The following is a 16,608-nucleotide window of genomic DNA, read 5'->3' on the forward strand; positions in this document are numbered from 1 at the left end:
GAATACAGCGAAACGATAGTGGCACAAAGAGATTATGTACGCCGCGGACAGCCGGCTCCCGCGCGGCGCAAAAAGAGTCCTACCCGCAAAAAGCAACGTAACCTGCCTGCTGTTTCCCCGGCTATGGTCGCCATCGCGGCCGCTGTGGTGGTCGCTTTTATCGGCGCCCTGTACTTTATTACCCATCACAAGAAAGAAGAGGCGGAGACGCTGCCGGGCCATAAAGTGGCGGGCAACGGGCTGCCGCCGAAGCCGGAAGAGCGCTGGCGTTATATTAAAGAGCTGGAAAGCCGCCAGCCTGGCGTTGTGAAACCCACCGAGCCTACGGCAGGCGGGGAAATCATGAACCAGGAGCAACTGACCAACGAACAGCGCCAGCTGCTTGATCAGATGCAGGCGGATATGCGCCAGCAGCCGACGCAACTAAGCGAAGTGCCGTGGAATGAGCAGACGCCGGAGCAGCGCCAGCAAACGCTGCAGCGCCAGCGGCTTATTCAGCAGCAACAGCTGAACGCGGCGGCGCAGCAGCAGCGTAACCCGCAGCGTGTCGCCGAGCAGCAGCAGCCATACCAGCCGCAGCAGACTCGTCAGCCGCAGGCATATCAGCAGCAAACGCGTCAGACGCAGAGCTATCAGCAACAGCCTGTGCGCACCGAGGCGTATCAGCAGCCGCAAGTGAAAACCGCGCAGCCGGTTCGCAGCAACGCGCAACAGCAGCCTTATCAGGATCTGCTGCAAACGCCGCCGCATAACACCGCGACGCGTACGCAGCCGAAAACCGAGCAGAGCGCACCGGTCACCCGCGAGGCGGAAACGGCAAAACAACCTGCCGCGAAAAAAGACGAGCGCCGCTGGATGGTGCAGTGCGGCTCGTTTAAAGGCGCGGAACAGGCGGAAACCGTACGCGCGCAGCTGGCCTTCGAGGGCTTTGATTCACGCATTACCGCCAACAACGGCTGGAACCGCGTGGTTATCGGCCCGATGAAAGGCAAAGAGAACGCCGACGGCACCCTCACCCGCCTGAAGCTTGCGGGCCATTCAAACTGCATTCGTCTCGCCGCCGGGGGTTGAAAGCCCCGAAACGCCCCCCATCTATAATTGCATTCTGCCCCGTACACCGTGCGGGGCCCTTCTTTAGCCTATGCAATAAGGGGATTGCTCGTGACAACAATAGTAAGTGTGCGCCGCAACGGCCAGGTCGTGATTGGTGGTGACGGACAGGCCACCCTGGGCAATACCGTGATGAAAGGCAACGTGAAAAAAGTGCGTCGCCTGTATAACGACAAAGTTATCGCCGGTTTTGCAGGCGGCACCGCAGACGCCTTCACGCTGTTTGAACTGTTTGAACGCAAGCTGGAAATGCACCAGGGCCATCTGGTCAAAGCCGCCGTTGAGCTGGCGAAAGACTGGCGCACCGACCGTATGCTGCGCCGCCTCGAAGCGCTGCTGGCGGTGGCGGATGAAAACGCCTCGCTTATCATCACCGGCAACGGCGACGTGGTGCAGCCGGAAAACGACCTGATCGCCATCGGTTCCGGCGGGCCTTACGCGCAGGCCGCGGCGCGCGCGCTGCTGGAAAACACCGAGCTTGGCGCTCGTGAAATCGTAGAGAAGTCGCTGGGGATTGCGGGTGATATCTGCATCTACACCAACCACTTCCTCACCATCGAAGAATTACCTTCTAAAGCGTAAGGATCTCCCATGTCTGAAATGACTCCTCGCGAAATTGTCAGCGAACTCGACAAACACATTATCGGTCAGGACGCGGCGAAGCGTTCTGTCGCTATCGCGCTGCGTAACCGCTGGCGCCGTATGCAGCTTAACGAAGAGCTGCGCCATGAAGTGACGCCGAAAAATATTCTGATGATTGGCCCGACCGGCGTCGGTAAAACCGAAATCGCCCGTCGTCTGGCGAAGCTCGCCAACGCGCCGTTTATTAAAGTGGAAGCGACCAAGTTCACCGAAGTGGGCTACGTAGGTAAAGAAGTGGATTCTATCATCCGCGATCTAACCGATTCCGCTATTAAAATGGTGCGCATGCAGTCCATCGAGAAAAACCGCTATCGCGCTGAAGAGCTGGCCGAAGAGCGTATTCTTGACGTTCTGATCCCGCCAGCAAAGAACAACTGGGGCCAGCCGGAGCAGGCGCAGGAGCCTTCCGCCGCCCGTCAGGCGTTCCGCAAAAAACTGCGTGAAGGCGAGCTCGACGACAAAGAGATTGAAATCAATCTCGCCGCCGCGCCGATGGGCGTGGAGATTATGGCGCCTCCTGGTATGGAAGAGATGACCAGCCAGCTGCAGTCGATGTTCCAGAACCTGGGCGGCCAGAAGCAGAAACCGCGCAAGCTGAAAATCAAAGACGCCATGAAGCTGCTGGTGGAAGAAGAAGCGGCGAAGCTGGTTAACCCGGAAGAGCTGAAAGAGCAGGCTATCGAAGCGGTTGAGCAGCACGGCATCGTCTTTATCGACGAGATCGACAAAATCTGTAAGCGCGGCAACGTTTCCGGCCCGGATGTCTCCCGCGAAGGCGTGCAACGCGACCTGCTGCCGCTGGTGGAAGGCTGCACCGTCTCCACCAAGCACGGCATGGTGAAAACCGACCACATCCTGTTTATCGCCTCCGGCGCGTTCCAGGTGGCAAGCCCGTCTGACCTTATTCCGGAACTGCAGGGCCGCTTGCCTATCCGCGTAGAGCTGCAGGCGCTGACCACCGAAGACTTTGAGCGCATCCTGACTGAGCCGAACGCATCGGTCACCATGCAGTACAAAGCGCTGATGGCGACCGAAGGGGTGAACATCGACTTTACTGACGATGGCATCCGCCGTATCGCCCAGGCCGCGTGGCAGGTGAACGAAACCACCGAAAACATCGGCGCGCGTCGTCTGCACACCGTGCTGGAGCGCCTGATGGAAGATATCTCTTACGACGCCAGCGACCTCGGCGGCCAGAGCATTACCATTGATGCGCAATACGTAAGCAAACATCTGGATGAGCTGGTGGCAGATGAAGATCTGAGCCGTTTTATCCTATAATCGCGCGCAACGCATTTTCATCACAGTTGATGGGGGCAATGCCCCCATTTTTTATTGTTGGCGCACTCATGACTGAAACCGTTTCTTTAAGCCGTACCCAGGCCTGGCTGGAAAGCCTGCGCCCGCGTACGCTGCCTCTCGCTTTCGCCTCGATTGTGGTCGGCACGGCGCTTGCCTACTGGCAAGGCATGTTCGATCCCCTCGTCGCTCTGCTGGCGCTGCTCACCGCCGGGCTTCTACAAATTCTCTCGAACCTCGCCAATGATTATGGCGACGCGGTAAAAGGCAGCGACAAGGCGGACCGCATCGGCCCGTTGCGCGGCATGCAAAAAGGGGTGATCACCGCGACGCAGATGAAGCGGGCGCTGGTTGTCACCGTTATCCTGATTTGCCTTTCCGGCCTTGCGCTGGTGCGCGTCGCCTGTCATACCATGACGGACTTTGTCGGCTTTCTGGCGCTTGGCGCGCTCTCTATCGTCGCCGCCATTACCTATACCGTCGGCAACCGCCCTTACGGCTATATGGGGCTTGGCGATCTCTCGGTGCTTATTTTCTTTGGCTGGCTGAGCGTTATCGGCAGCTGGTATTTACAGGCGCACACGCTGATCGGGGCGATTGTCCTGCCTGCCACCGCCAGCGGCCTGCTGGCTGCCGCCGTGTTGAACATTAATAACCTGCGCGATATCGACAGCGACCGCATGAACGGTAAAAACACGCTGGCGGTGCGTCTGGGGCCGGTGATGGCGCGCCGCTACCACGTTGCGCTGCTGATGGGCTCGCTGCTCTGCCTTGCGGTTTTTAACCTGCTGTGGCTGCAAAGCGCCTGGGGCTGGCTGTTTGTTCTCGCCGCCCCTTTGCTGGTTAAACAGGCGCGCTATGTCTTAAGCGAGCAAGAACCCGTCGCGATGCGCCCGATGCTTGAGCGCACGGTAAAAGGCGCGCTGCTGGTTAACCTGTTGTTTGCGCTGGGCGTTGTGCTCAGCCGCGTGCCTTTTTAGCTGACAAATATCAATTAACAATTGATGATTTTGCCAACAATGCGCGTTAAGCGATATACTGAAAACTCTTGCAGCAACTAAGCGTTAAGCCAATGAAATACGATACTTCTGAGCTTTGTGATATCTACCAGGAAGAGGTCAACGTCGTTGAGCCGCTTTTTACTAACTTTGGCGGCCGCTCTTCGTTTGGCGGACAAATCATCACGGTAAAATGTTTCGAGGACAACGGGTTGCTGTATGAGCTGCTCGAGGAGAACGGCCGCGGCCGCGTGCTGCTGGTCGACGGCGGCGGCTCGGTACGCCGTGCGCTGGTCGATGCCGACCTTGCGCGCCTCGCAGTGCAGAACGAGTGGGAAGGCCTGGTGGTCTATGGCGCGGTGCGTCAGGTGGACGACCTTGAAGAGCTCGACCTCGGCATTCAGGCCATCGCCGCCATTCCGGTGGGCGCGGCTGGGGAAGGCATCGGCGAAAGCGACGTGCGCGTTAATTTCGGCGGCGTCACCTTCTTCTCCGGCGACCATCTCTATGCCGACAATACGGGCATTATCCTCTCCGAAGATCCGCTGGATATCGAATAACAAAAACGGGCGCTTCAGGCGCCCGTTTTTGTTTGGTCAAAGCGTAAAATCACACTTCTTCCATTTTGCCCAGCAGCGCCTGCAGACGCTCCTGCCATACGTGTTGCTGTTCGCGCAGCTGATGGTTCTCACGCTCCAGCTCTTCGCGGCTGCCCTGCGCGTTTTGTACTTCCTGCGCCAGGCTGTTGTTCTTTTCTTTCAGCTCTTCGATTTCCATCTGCAAAAGCGTGATGGTATCAACCGCCTGCTGTACTTTTGCTTCCAGTTTCTCAAACACTTCAAATGACATCGTCATACCTCTCCTGAATTGCAAGGCGTTGATGGATGGCTATCCTCGTCCCGGTTGCCGGCGACGCCTTATGTTACGTGCGAAAACGCTAGTCCCGATTGTATGAAGCGTGACAGCCAGTGTCCAGCGGCATCCCGCGCTGTTTGCGGATTGCCACACTTTTCAGCCTATGCTGAATGCCCTTTGCAAGCATTGCAGGTAGTTATTAACATTTCCCTCACCCATTTCGCGCATTTATGGTGCCAGCGCAATTTATCCTTTTCTGAAATAGCGCGAAAACGCTCATTTTCTTGACGCATCACACACATTTCGATTTCGTTATTTCTCGTTTTTGCTCGTTAACGATAAATTAACACTGTGTCTACACGACATACCGGACAGTTTTACCGCCCGGCTAACAATAACATTCACTTTGCCTTCAGGACCCCGATTATGAGTCAAACATCAACCTTAAAAGGACAGTGCATCGCAGAGTTCCTCGGTACCGGGTTGTTGATTTTCTTCGGTGTAGGATGTGTGGCTGCGCTGAAAGTGGCAGGCGCCAGTTTCGGCCAGTGGGAAATCAGTATCATCTGGGGTTTGGGGGTGGCGATGGCCATCTATCTGACCGCAGGCGTGTCTGGTGCGCATCTGAATCCGGCGGTAACCATAGCGTTGTGGCTGTTCGCCTGCTTTGACGGGCGCAAAGTTGTACCTTTTATCTTTTCTCAGTTTGCCGGCGCTTTTTGCGCAGCGGCGTTAGTTTACGGGCTTTATTACAATCTTTTTTACGACTACGAACAGACACACCATATGGTCCGCGGCAGTGTGGAAAGCCTCGACCTGGCCGGTATTTTTTCTACTTACCCGAATCCGCATATTAATTTTATGCAGGCCTTCGCAGTAGAAATGATTATCACAGCTATCCTGATGGGCGTGATCCTGGCGTTAACCGACGACGGCAACGGCATTCCGCGTGGTCCGCTGGCGCCCTTGTTGATTGGTCTGCTGATTGCGGTCATCGGCGCCTCCATGGGGCCGCTCACCGGCTTCGCCATGAACCCGGCGCGCGACTTAGGACCGAAAGCCTTCGCCTGGCTTGCGGGCTGGGGTAATGTCGCCTTTACTGGCGGGCGTGAGATCCCCTACTTCCTGGTGCCCGCGCTGGGTCCGGTGGTCGGGGCGGCGCTTGGCGCATTCGGCTATCGCAAATTGATTGGCCGCCATTTACCGTGTGATGCTTGCGTGGATGACGCTGAAGAGCAGTCCACCGCCGCACAACAAAAAGCTTCGCTGTAACAGATTGACGGGACACCACTATGACTACAGAAAAAAAGTATATCGTCGCGCTCGACCAGGGTACGACCAGCTCACGCGCCGTGGTACTGGATCATAACGCGAATATCGTCAGCGTCTCGCAGCGCGAGTTTACGCAAATCTATCCGAAAGCGGGCTGGGTAGAGCATGACCCCATGGAAATCTGGGCTTCGCAAAGCTCCACGCTGGTGGAAGCGCTGGCGAAAGCGGACATCAGCTCCGATCAGATTGCCGCCATCGGCATTACCAACCAGCGCGAAACGGCGGTGGTGTGGGAACGTGAAACCGGCAAGCCGATTCATAACGCTATCGTCTGGCAGTGCCGCCGAACGTCGGAGATTTGCGAGCAGCTTAAGCGCGACGGCATGGAAGAGTACGTGCGTGAGGCTACCGGCCTGGTTATCGACCCTTATTTCTCCGGCACCAAAGTGAAATGGATTCTGGACCATGTGGAAGGCGCGCGCGAACGCGCCCATCGCGGCGAACTGCTGTTCGGCACGGTTGACACCTGGCTTATCTGGAAAATGACCCAGGGACGCGTGCACGTAACCGACTACACCAACGCTTCCCGCACCATGCTGTTCAACATTCACGATCTCGACTGGGATGACAAAATGCTGGACGCGCTGGATATCCCGCGTGCGATGCTGCCCCAGGTGCGTAAATCGTCTGAGGTCTACGGCCAGACCAACATCGGCGGTAAAGGCGGCACCCGTATTCCTATCGCCGGCATCGCGGGCGACCAGCAGGCGGCGCTGTTCGGCCAGCTCTGCGTGAAGGAAGGGATGGCGAAAAACACCTACGGCACCGGCTGCTTCATGCTGATGAACACTGGCGATAAAGCGGTGAAGTCGACCCATGGTCTGCTTACCACCATCGCCTGCGGCCCGCGCGGCGAAGTGAATTACGCGCTGGAAGGCGCCGTGTTTATGGCGGGCGCGTCCATTCAATGGCTGCGCGACGAGATGAAGCTTATCAGCGACGCTTTCGATTCCGAATATTTCGCCACCAAAGTGAAGGATACCAACGGCGTTTACGTCGTTCCGGCCTTTACCGGCCTGGGCGCGCCGTACTGGGACCCGTATGCCCGCGGCGCCATTTTCGGCCTGACACGCGGCGTGAACTCCAACCACATCATCCGCGCTACGCTTGAGTCTATCGCTTTCCAGACCCGCGACGTGCTGGAAGCGATGCAGGCGGATTCCGGCATGCGCCTGCATGCGCTGCGTGTGGATGGCGGCGCGGTAGCCAATAACTTCCTGATGCAGTTCCAGGCCGATATTCTCGGCACGCGCGTGGAACGTCCGGAAGTGCGCGAAGTCACCGCGCTTGGCGCTGCCTACCTGGCGGGCCTCGCAGTGGGTTACTGGCAGAACCTGGATGAGCTTCAGGAAAAAGCGGTCATCGAGCGCGAATTCCGTCCGGGCATCGAAACCGTAGAGCGCAACTACCGCTACGACGGCTGGAAAAAAGCGGTCAAACGCGCCATGGCGTGGGAAGAGCGCGAAGAGTAATCCCTCCCCTTTCTCCCGCCTGCGGGCGGGAGAGTTTCCCCCGTTTTACCGATCCTGCCGCCAGATAGTGTATCCTTTGCATCAGAACTCCCCTTTTTGATGGTCAGCAGTGAATGAAAGAGATCGAAAAAGCAGAAATTAAGCGTCTGAGCGACCGGCTCGACGCCATCCGCCACCAGCAGGCCGCCACGCCGCTGACGGAAGCAGCAGACAAATACATGGAGCTGGAAAAAGAGAAAGAGACGCTTGAGGCGGAAATCGCTCGTCTGCACGACGTACGCAATCAGAAGCTCAGCAAAGAGGCGCAGAAGCTGATGGCGATGCCGTTTAAGCGCGCCATTACCAAAAAAGAGCAGGCCGATATGGGCAAGCTGAAGAAAAGCGTGCGTGGGCTGGTGGTGGTGCATCCAATGACCGCGCTGGGCCGCGAGATGGGTTTAAAAGAGATGACAGGCTTTGCGAAAAGCGAGTTTTAATCGCTGCCTGGCCCCTGCCACCGGGGCCAACGCGTTATCGAAATGAAAGTTTAATCTGAGCGCCACACGCTGCGGCATATCGTTCAAGCATCTCAAGCGAGGCATTCATAACATTATGTTCGAGCTGAGATACTGCAGGTGACGAGATGCCCATGCGTTTCGCCACCTCACTCTGCGTTAAACCCGCTTTTAATCGCATTGCGTTAAGCATTGCCTGCATTTCTTCCTCGCGGTGCTCTTCTTCCCAGGCCGCGCGTACAGCCGGGTCCGCGAGCGCCTTCGCTTTTACTTCAGAAAATGTCACCCCTTTAACTTTCATCAGTAAGCTCCTTTAGTCTTGCCAGTGCGAGAACAATCTCCGGCTTCGGCGTTTTCGGCGTTTTCTTCACCCAGGTGCGCAAAATATAAATCTTGCGACCAGTGGCAAAAGCGAAAAGCGTTCTGGAAATATCTTTCGCGCCTACGCGTAACTCAAATAACTTTTCAGTTACCGCAACAGTATGAGGATAACGTAAACAGGGTCCCTGCGCTTCCAGCTTTTCGAGTCCTTTAAGCGCTTTTGCCTGCATAACAGGGTCAAGCTCATAAATTTCATATTCCGCAGCAGGGTGAAAAATGAGTTCAAACATTCCTTTCCCAGATTAGGTCCATTAACCCGCAATGGCAGAACATTCATCATTTCTGATCATTGCTTCAGCAGAACACAGAATAAAAGGGACGGATAACCTTGAGGAATTAACGCTCCGCTTTTACGAGCAAGCTTCCAGAGAATCGCGTTATACAGGCTAAGCCGGAGCGGCAAGCGCGTAATTGGTCCAACCAATCTCAACCAAAATTTCTCTGACTCTCACAGAACCCCAAAAATCAGTAACCATCGCGTTGCTTAAAACTAACATCTGATTAACCATTCATTGTCACTTACCCTACAAACCCACTTTGGTTGGACCACTTTTACAAAACGCCATGACAGATGAGCGCAGACTCACCGCGGCGCTGAGCGGTCCCCAGGAGACAGGCAATGGAACTCTGGCAACAGAATTACGACCCGGCAGGCAACCTCTGGCTCTCCAGCCTGATTGCCGCGCTGCCCATCCTCTTTTTCTTTTTCGCGCTGATTAAGCTCAAGCTGAAAGGCTACCTGGCGGCGACCATTACCGTCGCCATCGCGCTGCTGGTGGCGCTGTTCTTCTACCGCATGCCGGTCGACCGGGCTTTCGCCTCGGTGATTTATGGCTTCTTCTATGGTCTGTGGCCGATAGCCTGGATAATCATCGCGGCGGTCTTCGTCTATAAAATTTCCGTGAAGACCGGGCAGTTCGACATCATCCGGTCATCAATACTCTCAATCACGCCGGACCAGCGCTTACAAATGCTGATTGTCGGCTTCTCCTTCGGGGCGTTTCTGGAAGGGGCGGCGGGATTTGGTGCGCCGGTGGCGATTACCGCCGCCTTGCTGGTCGGGCTTGGCTTTAACCCGCTCTACGCGGCAGGCCTGTGCCTTATCGTTAACACCGCGCCCGTCGCCTTTGGCGCAATGGGCATTCCGATTCTGGTGGCAGGCCAGGTGACGGGCATCGACAGCTTCGCCATCGGCCAGATGGTGGGCCGTCAGCTGCCGTTCCTGACCATTATCGTGCTCTTCTGGATCATGGCGATCATGGACGGCTGGCGCGGCGTGAAAGAGACGTGGCCGGCGGTGCTGGTGGCGGGCGGTTCGTTCGCCATCGCCCAGTATTTAAGCTCGAACTTTATTGGCCCGGAGCTGCCGGACATCATCTCCTCGCTGGTGTCGCTGGTCTGTCTGACGCTGTTTTTGAAACGCTGGCAGCCGGTGCGCATCTTCCGCTTTGGCGATGTGGGCGCGTCAATGGTCGACCAGACGCTGGCGCGTAAAAATTACACGCCAGGTCAGGTGGTGCGCGCCTGGACGCCGTTCCTGTTCCTCACCGCCACGGTCACGCTCTGGAGCGTGCCGCCATTTAAGGCGCTGTTCGCGAAGAACGGCCCGCTGGCGGACTGGGTCTTTAACGTCGCCGTGCCGCATCTCGACAAGCTGGTGGCACGCATGCCGCCGGTGGTGGCGCAAGCCACGCCGTACCCGGCGGTCTACAAGTTCGACTGGTTCTCCGCCACCGGCACCGCCATTCTCGTTGCCGCGATAATCTCTATCATCTGGTTGCGGATGAAGCCGAAAGCGGCGGTGGAGACCTTCGCCCAGACGCTAAGAGAGCTGGCGCTGCCCATCTACTCCATCGGCATGGTGCTCGCCTTCGCCTTTATCTCTAACTACTCCGGGCTGTCGTCAACGCTTGCGCTGGCGCTCTCCCACACCGGCAGCGCGTTCCCGTTCTTCTCGCCGTTCCTCGGCTGGCTCGGCGTTTTCCTGACCGGCTCGGACACCTCGTCGAACGCGCTGTTCGCCGCCCTTCAGGCCACCGCCGCCCAGCAAATCGGCGTGTCGGATATTCTGATGGTGGCGGCCAACACCACCGGCGGCGTGACTGGCAAGATGATTTCGCCGCAGTCCATCGCCATCGCCTGCGCGGCGGTGGGGCTGGTGGGCAAAGAATCTGACCTGTTCCGTTTTACCGTGAAGCACAGCCTGATCTTCACCTGCATGGTGGGCCTTATCACCACGCTTCAGGCCTATGTCTTCACCTGGATGATCCCATGACGACCATGACAAAGCGCCTCGCCGACCACCTGGTGGAGCGCATCCGTATTTTTATCCGCGACCGGGGACTGGAGGCGGGCATGCGTTTGCCCGCCGAGCGCAAGTTCGCCGCCGAGCTTGGCGTATCGCGCAATTCCCTGCGCGAGGCGATACAAATCCTTATCCGTGAAGGACTGCTCATCAGCCGTCGCGGCGGCGGCACCTTTTTGCGCTACCAGCTGGAACCCTGGTCGGAACAGCGCATCGTGCAGCCTATCCGCAGCCTGCTGGCGGACGACCCTGGCTACCGCTACGACATATTAGAGGCGCGTCACGCCATTGAGGCCAGCACCGCCTGGCACGCGGCCCTTCGCGCCACCCCCGCGGATAAAGAGAAGCTGCAAATTTGCTTTGACGCGACGCTGAAGTTTACCGAGCAGGATGACCCGGACCTCGCCGCCCAGGCGGATGTGCGTTTTCATCTGGCGATTGCCGAAGCGTCGCACAATATCGTGCTGCTACAGACCATGCGCGGTTTCTTCGACCTGCTGCAATCCTCCGTCATGGAGAGCCGTCAGCGGATGTACCTGCAACCGCCGATTTTCTCGCAGCTCACTGAACAGCACCGCGAAATGCTGGACGCGATTCTGGCAGGCGACGCCGAGCGGGCGCGCAAAGCGGTGATGCAACACCTCGGTTTTGTTCATTCCACCATTAAACAACTTGATGAAGATGTCGCCCGCCAGGCGCGCGTGACCCGCCTGCCCGACGACCTGCTCACACTTCCCAGGGAGAAAAAATCATGATTATTTCAGCGGCAAGTGACTACCGGGCCGCGGCGCAGCGCAAGCTGCCGCCTTTTCTGTTCCACTATATCGACGGCGGCGCTTACGCTGAATATACCCTGCGTCGTAATGTGGAAGACCTTTCGCAGGTGGCGCTGCGCCAGCGCGTGCTGAAGAACATGTCTGATTTAAGCCTTGAGACAACGCTCTTTAACGAGACGCTCTCTATGCCGGTGGCACTCGCCCCCGTCGGGCTGTGCGGCATGTACGCCCGTCGCGGCGAAGTGCAGGCGGCGCGCGCGGCGGCGGCGAAGGGCATTCCCTTTACCCTTTCCACCGTTTCCGTCTGCCCGATTGAAGAGGTCGCGCCCGCCATTAATCGCCCGATGTGGTTCCAGCTCTATGTGCTGCGCGACCGGGGTTTTATGCGCAACGCCCTGGAGCGCGCCAAAGCGGCGGGCTGCTCAACGCTGGTCTTTACCGTGGATATGCCGACCCCTGGCGCACGCTATCGCGACGCCCACTCCGGCATGAGCGGCGCCAACGCCGCCCTGCGCCGTTACTGGCAGGCGGTGACGCACCCGCAATGGGCCTGGGATGTGGGGCTGCACGGCCGCCCGCACGATCTCGGCAATATCTCCACCTATCTTGGCAAACCGACCGGGCTTGAGGATTACATCGGCTGGCTTTCGAACAACTTCGACCCGTCTATCTCCTGGAAAGACCTGGAGTGGATCCGCGAATTCTGGGACGGCCCGATGGTGATTAAAGGCATCCTCGACCCGGAAGATGCCCGCGACGCGGTACGCTTCGGCGCCGACGGCATTGTGGTCTCCAACCACGGCGGCCGCCAGCTCGACGGCGTGCTCTCTTCCGCCCGCGCCCTGCCCGCCATCGCCGACGCGGTGAAAGGTGACATTGCTATTCTCGCCGACAGCGGCATTCGCAACGGGCTGGACGTGGTGCGCATGATTGCACTCGGCGCCGACAGCGTGCTGCTGGGCCGCGCCTACCTTTACGCCCTCGCCACGCACGGTGAGAAAGGGGTCGCTAATTTGCTGAATCTGATTGAAAAAGAGATGCGGGTGGCGATGACGCTGACCGGCGCGAAATCTGTTAAAGAGATCACGCGCGAGTCGCTGGTGCCGGCGCCGGAGTTCACCTCCGTGCTGGCGGAGTTGCCTGCGGCCAGCGCGCAGACGAAACGGCATAACGCGGCGTAAGCGCCTTTAACGGCGGGTGGCGCTGTGCTTACCCGCCCTGCGGAAACAGGCCTGCAAGGGTGAAGCATCCTCAGTGACTCTCACCTTCACCTCAAATCGGCTGAAATTGAGGTGATGATGGTTAGCCTCTGATAAAACGGCAAGCCTCATGCTGTAAAACCAGCCGCCCTGGCAGCAACTTACCCTCTGCCCCACAACCTGCGCGAAAAGCTTTCTATCTTGCCGCTAAGACGCCGCTTCTGCATGGTTTTCGCCCAGCTGGCAGAAAGCCCGGCGGCGCTCAGCAAGCGATGGTACTGCTCATCGTCGAATGGGTTGTGCCAGGCGATGGCGGCGGCCTCTTTTACCGAAACGCCGCTTACGCGCGACACTAACGCCAGCGGCGCGTCGGCGGCAACCTTGCCTTCTGCAATGACCCGGTAAAGCCAGCCGCAGCGCGTTTTCTCCTGCATCAGACCGGAAAGGTCGCCGATACCAGAGTGAAAATTCACTTTGAAGCAGGGCGATCGCGGCTGGGTGACCTGAATCAGCGCGTCGCCCCACTGAAAGATATCGCCGATAAAGACATTCGCTTCCGTAAGCCCGACGGTGGAGAGGTTTTCGCCAAAAGCGGGAGCGACAAACCACGCCGCCTGCTCGGGAAACTCCCGCGCCCACTGCTCATAATGCTCGCGCGGATAGTGGCATAGCGCCCGGTCCGGTCCGCCGTGGATCTTTTTCTCTGCCTGCTGGTCGCCCACCAGCCCGCGGTCGGTCAGGGATAATTCGCCCTCCACCTGCACTTTGCCGATGGCGCTGGGCCGCGAGCCTTCATACTCACGCACCTTGCCGATAAAAACGGTTACGGGATACTCCATTCGCGCCTCCTTATGCGGATATAAAAAAAGCGAGCCATCAGGCTCGCTTCTTAGCGGTCATTTTGCAATCTTATTTCTGAGAAGCGAAACGCTCAGCCGCTTCGTCCCAGTTCACCACGTTCCAGAACTCTTTGATGTAGTCCGGACGACGGTTCTGGAATTTCAGGTAGTAAGCGTGCTCCCACACGTCCAGGCCCAGGATCGGGTAGCCGGAAGCGCCGGAGATAGCTTCGCCCATCAGCGGAGAATCCTGGTTAGCGGTGGAAACCACGGCCAGCTTATCGCCCTGCTTAACCAGCCACGCCCAGCCGGAGCCGAAACGGGTAGCCGCCGCTTTTTCGAACTCTTCTTTGAATTTCTCAACGGAGCCGAAGTCGCGCTCGATAGCCGCTTTCAGGTCGCCCTGCAGGGTGGTGCCTTTTTTCAGGCCTTTCCAGAACAGGCTGTGGTTAGCGTGGCCGCCTGCGTTGTTACGCAGAACGGTTTTCTTGTCAGCCGGCACCTGATCCAGTTTGGTGATCAGCTCTTCCACCGGCAGGTTAGCGAATTCCGGCAGGCTTTCCAGCGCCGCGTTGGCGTTGTTAACGTAAGTCTGGTGATGTTTGGTGTGATGGATTTCCATCGTCTGCTTGTCGAAATGCGGTTCCAGGGCGTCGTAAGCATACGGCAGGGAAGGCAGTGTATAGCTCATAATCATCTCCATTTATTGTCGGGCGGCAGAGGGGTGTTAACGCCGCGTAAGCAGTGGGTTCATTATAGTTAATTAAGTGATATTGAAAATGTTTATCAATGCCGCAGTTTTAATAAGGTTATAAATTTTCTTTCTAATGCCTGGAATTGGCGCAGCGCAGCGTAACCCACTTGCCTGTGCGAAGCGCCGTTTACCCGCCTGAAGCGGGGCTTGCAGCTCTTCTGGTGATATGGCGCTTGCTTCTTAATTTTTCGGAAAACTTTTAACTCCGGCCATGCTTCACACTCATTTACGTGAAACAAATTATGAAACAGGGCCTTACGACGCTTTATTAAGAGAAACGCCGAACTGCTGGCGCCATACGCGCGGCGTTACGCCCGTCTCACGCGTAAACACCACCGAGAAGTAATTGCTGTCTTCGAAGCCGCAGCGCGAGGCGATATCGCTAATCAGCATCTCGGTATGGCGAAGCAGATATTGCGCCTGGCAGATGCGCAGCTGACGCAGGTACTGGCTGATGGTCATGCCGGTCTGCTGGCGGAAAAGCTGGCGCAGCGGCCGCTCCGGCGCCTGGTGACGCTCGCAAAAACGCGCCAGGTCAAAATCCGTTTCCAGGCTTTTACCGAGCGCGGCGATAAGCAGATCGAGCGTTTCGCCCTGCTCCGTCGCCGCGTCGTCGGCGGGCTGATAACGGTGGCGGCGCAGCGTGATGCAAAGCTGCAAAAAGAGGCTCTCCGCCAGACACTGCGACAGCGCATCGGGCTTCACGCTCTCATGCTCCAGCTGGTTGATGAGCTGGCGCGCCTGCGCCATCCCCTGACTTCCCAGCCGCCAGCGCGCTTCGCTGCCGCGCGGCGGTTGCAAAAGCTCCGCCCAGTCCACGTTGAGGCGCAGCCGCTCGGGGCAATAGATGATGTTATGCAGCACCAGGTCGTTCACCGCCTGATAGCTGTGGCGGTCTTCGGCGCGAATGTAAAAGAGATCGCCGCAGGTGATGCGCCAGGGCCGGTCGTTAAGCACGTGCAGGCCATTGCCGCGCCACACCAGCACCAGTTCGCAGAAGTCGTGGGAATGCTCGGCGAAGACATTTTGCGGATAGCGATCCGCCACCGCGACGGCCTGGACGGCGGTGGCGAAAAAGTCATCTTTTTTGAGGATTACCTGGTCGGCCACAACACGCCCCTGGAAGCTAAATAGTCAGAAAGTATCGACGTTTTTGGCGCGTAAGAGGGTGATTTGTCTCGCGTTACTGAAACGGGCAGTCGCGCCCAAGACGAATTTCGCGCGGCGACCAGCAGAACTCGCGCTTAAACAGCGTGGAGAAATGGTTGCTGTCGCCAAAGCCGCACTGGTAAGCAATATCGGTCACGCTCTCAGTTGCCGGTGCAGCGTTCTGAGGGAGAGGCTGAATTTATCGGCGAGCTGCTCCCAGCACACCTCCTCGGCGAAATGGTCTTCAAGCCAGGCGATCATCTGATTAAGCCGCTCGTCAGCTTTGCCGCTGTTTTCCGCCAGGCTGCTCTTACGCAGCAAAATCAGCAACTGCATAAAGAGGATCTCGCGGTTAGCGATGGCGGGGGTATCGGCGGCTTCGCCCAGCGCTTCTATCTGTTCGATAAGCCCGCGCACCTGCTGCAACACCTGCTGGCCCACCCGCCAGTGAGAGGCGTAGTTGCCGTCCTGCTCCTGCGGCAGCAGCCGCTCCAGCCCGGCGATAAACGAAAACGCATCCGGCGCGCGGTAAAGCACGTTCGTCAGACAGAGGTTTTCGGTGTGCTCAAAAAGGTGCCGGTCGTGGTCGCGCACAAAGCAAACGGAACCGCCGCTTAGCGTATAGGGCTGGCCGTTGAAAATATGAGTACCGGTGCCGTGCTCAACAATCACGATTTCCCAGAAGTCGTGATGATGTTCTGGAAACGCCGCCTGCGGCAGCCGCGGTTCAATCGCTACCGTGGCATTGCCCGACGGGAAAAAATCAGCGCCGTATAAGACCGTCATGTTCGCCTCCTTCGCACCAGAAAGTAGCGTGATAGTAGTTAACCGCCCGGCGCCTCACCTTAAATTTCCGACAGGAAAACGCGCAAACTGCGCACGTTTTTTAAGAAACGACAGGAAAGATCCAGAAATGCGGCGAAGCTCACAGGGCCATGCTTCGCCCTCTAAACGCTGAACTGTGAAATCCCTCACGTTTACCTTTGTTCTGTTGCCAGCCGCG

Annotated in this window: 17 protein-coding genes and 1 pseudogene; 11 read left to right on the forward strand and 7 right to left on the reverse strand. The window is 57.8% G+C overall.

Going from position 1 to position 16,608, the window contains the following annotated elements; translation table 11 throughout:
- Positions 1-18: 18 nt before the first annotated feature.
- From ftsN to rraA, 5 genes are all read left to right on the forward strand, one after another.
- Complete coding sequence (gene ftsN, locus IEX01_RS18935; RefSeq protein ID WP_188724358.1) at positions 19-1,071, forward strand: cell division protein FtsN; 1,053 nt, start codon at positions 19-21, stop codon at positions 1,069-1,071.
- Positions 1,072-1,161: 90 nt separating this feature from the next.
- Positions 1,162-1,692, forward strand: coding sequence for an ATP-dependent protease subunit HslV (gene hslV / locus IEX01_RS18940; protein ID WP_024553821.1), 531 nt, complete (start codon positions 1,162-1,164; stop codon positions 1,690-1,692).
- Positions 1,693-1,701: 9 nt separating this feature from the next.
- On the forward strand, positions 1,702-3,033 hold the full coding sequence (gene hslU, locus IEX01_RS18945; RefSeq protein ID WP_024556739.1) for an ATP-dependent protease ATPase subunit HslU: 1,332 nt from the start codon (positions 1,702-1,704) through the stop codon (positions 3,031-3,033).
- Positions 3,034-3,101: 68 nt separating this feature from the next.
- On the forward strand, positions 3,102-4,031 hold the full coding sequence (gene menA, locus IEX01_RS18950) for a 1,4-dihydroxy-2-naphthoate polyprenyltransferase (protein WP_188724359.1): 930 nt from the start codon (positions 3,102-3,104) through the stop codon (positions 4,029-4,031).
- 92 nt (positions 4,032-4,123) lie between these two features.
- A complete protein-coding gene (rraA, locus tag IEX01_RS18955) occupies positions 4,124-4,609 on the forward strand; it encodes a ribonuclease E activity regulator RraA (RefSeq protein WP_024556741.1) in 486 nt (161 codons plus the stop codon).
- A 49-nt stretch (positions 4,610-4,658) separates the two neighbouring features.
- Here rraA and zapB read toward each other — a convergent pair whose 3' ends face one another.
- On the reverse strand, positions 4,659-4,904 hold the full coding sequence (gene zapB / locus IEX01_RS18960) for a septal ring assembly protein ZapB (RefSeq protein WP_110877497.1): 246 nt from the start codon (positions 4,902-4,904) through the stop codon (positions 4,659-4,661).
- A gap of 426 nt (positions 4,905-5,330) precedes the next feature.
- Between zapB and IEX01_RS18965 the strand changes: the two genes are divergently transcribed.
- The 3 genes from IEX01_RS18965 (at position 5,331) to IEX01_RS18975 (ending at position 8,184) form a co-directional block, all read left to right on the forward strand.
- Entirely contained in the window at positions 5,331-6,176 is an 846-nt protein-coding gene (locus tag IEX01_RS18965) for an MIP/aquaporin family protein (RefSeq protein WP_024556742.1), read from the forward strand.
- A gap of 20 nt (positions 6,177-6,196) precedes the next feature.
- Positions 6,197-7,708, forward strand: coding sequence for a glycerol kinase GlpK (gene glpK / locus IEX01_RS18970; RefSeq protein WP_024556743.1), 1,512 nt, complete (start codon positions 6,197-6,199; stop codon positions 7,706-7,708).
- 113 nt (positions 7,709-7,821) lie between these two features.
- Complete coding sequence (locus IEX01_RS18975; RefSeq protein ID WP_024556744.1) at positions 7,822-8,184, forward strand: YibL family ribosome-associated protein; 363 nt, start codon at positions 7,822-7,824, stop codon at positions 8,182-8,184.
- 34 nt (positions 8,185-8,218) lie between these two features.
- Here the strand turns inward: IEX01_RS18975 and IEX01_RS18980 are convergent, their stop codons facing one another.
- Both IEX01_RS18980 and IEX01_RS18985 read right to left on the reverse strand, forming a co-directional pair.
- Positions 8,219-8,503 carry a helix-turn-helix domain-containing protein gene (locus IEX01_RS18980; RefSeq protein ID WP_024556745.1) on the reverse strand — a complete coding sequence of 95 codons (285 nt, stop codon included), beginning with the start codon at positions 8,501-8,503 and terminating at the stop codon, positions 8,219-8,221.
- The gene (locus IEX01_RS18985; RefSeq protein ID WP_024560428.1) at positions 8,493-8,813 is read right to left on the reverse strand and encodes a type II toxin-antitoxin system RelE/ParE family toxin; all 321 of its coding nucleotides are present in this window, start codon (positions 8,811-8,813) and stop codon (positions 8,493-8,495) included. The genes IEX01_RS18980 and IEX01_RS18985 overlap by 11 nt, the downstream gene beginning before the upstream one ends.
- A gap of 389 nt (positions 8,814-9,202) precedes the next feature.
- Between IEX01_RS18985 and lldP the strand changes: the two genes are divergently transcribed.
- The 3 genes from lldP to lldD are packed head-to-tail and all read left to right on the forward strand — an operon-like array spanning position 9,203 to position 12,845.
- Positions 9,203-10,858: an L-lactate permease gene (gene lldP / locus IEX01_RS18990; protein WP_024556747.1), complete on the forward strand. Its 1,656-nt coding sequence runs from the start codon at positions 9,203-9,205 to the stop codon at positions 10,856-10,858.
- Positions 10,855-11,643 (forward strand): transcriptional regulator LldR, encoded by a 789-nt coding sequence (lldR, locus tag IEX01_RS18995; protein WP_024556748.1) that lies wholly within the window; start codon positions 10,855-10,857, stop codon positions 11,641-11,643. Before lldP ends, lldR begins: the two co-directional genes overlap by 4 nt.
- Positions 11,640-12,845 carry an FMN-dependent L-lactate dehydrogenase LldD gene (gene lldD, locus IEX01_RS19000; RefSeq protein ID WP_024556749.1) on the forward strand — a complete coding sequence of 402 codons (1,206 nt, stop codon included), beginning with the start codon at positions 11,640-11,642 and terminating at the stop codon, positions 12,843-12,845. The genes lldR and lldD overlap by 4 nt, the downstream gene beginning before the upstream one ends.
- Before the next feature lie 179 nt (positions 12,846-13,024).
- Here the strand turns inward: lldD and yiiM are convergent, their stop codons facing one another.
- The 4 genes and pseudogenes from yiiM to rhaS all read right to left on the reverse strand — a co-directional run bounded on the left by yiiM (position 13,025) and on the right by rhaS (position 16,391).
- Positions 13,025-13,702 carry a 6-hydroxyaminopurine reductase gene (yiiM, locus tag IEX01_RS19005; protein WP_188724360.1) on the reverse strand — a complete coding sequence of 226 codons (678 nt, stop codon included), beginning with the start codon at positions 13,700-13,702 and terminating at the stop codon, positions 13,025-13,027.
- Positions 13,703-13,772: 70 nt separating this feature from the next.
- Positions 13,773-14,393, reverse strand: a complete 621-nt coding sequence (sodA, locus tag IEX01_RS19010) for a superoxide dismutase [Mn] (RefSeq protein ID WP_024556751.1) — start codon at positions 14,391-14,393, stop codon at positions 13,773-13,775.
- A gap of 318 nt (positions 14,394-14,711) precedes the next feature.
- A complete protein-coding gene (gene rhaR / locus IEX01_RS19015; RefSeq protein ID WP_024556752.1) occupies positions 14,712-15,566 on the reverse strand; it encodes an HTH-type transcriptional activator RhaR in 855 nt (284 codons plus the stop codon).
- Positions 15,567-15,639: 73 nt separating this feature from the next.
- Positions 15,640-16,391, reverse strand: a pseudogene (rhaS, locus tag IEX01_RS19020) (HTH-type transcriptional activator RhaS).
- Positions 16,392-16,608 lie beyond the last annotated feature (217 nt).

This window comes from Franconibacter daqui (assembly GCF_014644275.1).
Lineage (GTDB): Bacteria > Pseudomonadota > Gammaproteobacteria > Enterobacterales > Enterobacteriaceae > Franconibacter > Franconibacter pulveris.

What these genes read in the sequence shown, in the direction of transcription:
- sodA (WP_024556751.1), bottom strand. Translation starts at nt 14,393, where the DNA reads ATGAGCTATACACTGCCTTCCCTGCCGTATGCTTACGACGCCCTGGAA.
- rraA (WP_024556741.1), top strand. Translation starts at nt 4,124, where the DNA reads ATGAAATACGATACTTCTGAGCTTTGTGATATCTACCAGGAAGAGGTC.
- glpK (WP_024556743.1), top strand. Translation starts at nt 6,197, where the DNA reads ATGACTACAGAAAAAAAGTATATCGTCGCGCTCGACCAGGGTACGACC.
- IEX01_RS18980 (WP_024556745.1), bottom strand. Translation starts at nt 8,503, where the DNA reads ATGAAAGTTAAAGGGGTGACATTTTCTGAAGTAAAAGCGAAGGCGCTC.
- zapB (WP_110877497.1), bottom strand. Translation starts at nt 4,904, where the DNA reads ATGACGATGTCATTTGAAGTGTTTGAGAAACTGGAAGCAAAAGTACAG.
- hslU (WP_024556739.1), top strand. Translation starts at nt 1,702, where the DNA reads ATGTCTGAAATGACTCCTCGCGAAATTGTCAGCGAACTCGACAAACAC.
- yiiM (WP_188724360.1), bottom strand. Translation starts at nt 13,702, where the DNA reads ATGGAGTATCCCGTAACCGTTTTTATCGGCAAGGTGCGTGAGTATGAA.
- lldR (WP_024556748.1), top strand. Translation starts at nt 10,855, where the DNA reads ATGACGACCATGACAAAGCGCCTCGCCGACCACCTGGTGGAGCGCATC.
- IEX01_RS18975 (WP_024556744.1), top strand. Translation starts at nt 7,822, where the DNA reads ATGAAAGAGATCGAAAAAGCAGAAATTAAGCGTCTGAGCGACCGGCTC.
- lldP (WP_024556747.1), top strand. Translation starts at nt 9,203, where the DNA reads ATGGAACTCTGGCAACAGAATTACGACCCGGCAGGCAACCTCTGGCTC.
- menA (WP_188724359.1), top strand. Translation starts at nt 3,102, where the DNA reads ATGACTGAAACCGTTTCTTTAAGCCGTACCCAGGCCTGGCTGGAAAGC.
- IEX01_RS18965 (WP_024556742.1), top strand. Translation starts at nt 5,331, where the DNA reads ATGAGTCAAACATCAACCTTAAAAGGACAGTGCATCGCAGAGTTCCTC.
- IEX01_RS18985 (WP_024560428.1), bottom strand. Translation starts at nt 8,813, where the DNA reads ATGTTTGAACTCATTTTTCACCCTGCTGCGGAATATGAAATTTATGAG.
- lldD (WP_024556749.1), top strand. Translation starts at nt 11,640, where the DNA reads ATGATTATTTCAGCGGCAAGTGACTACCGGGCCGCGGCGCAGCGCAAG.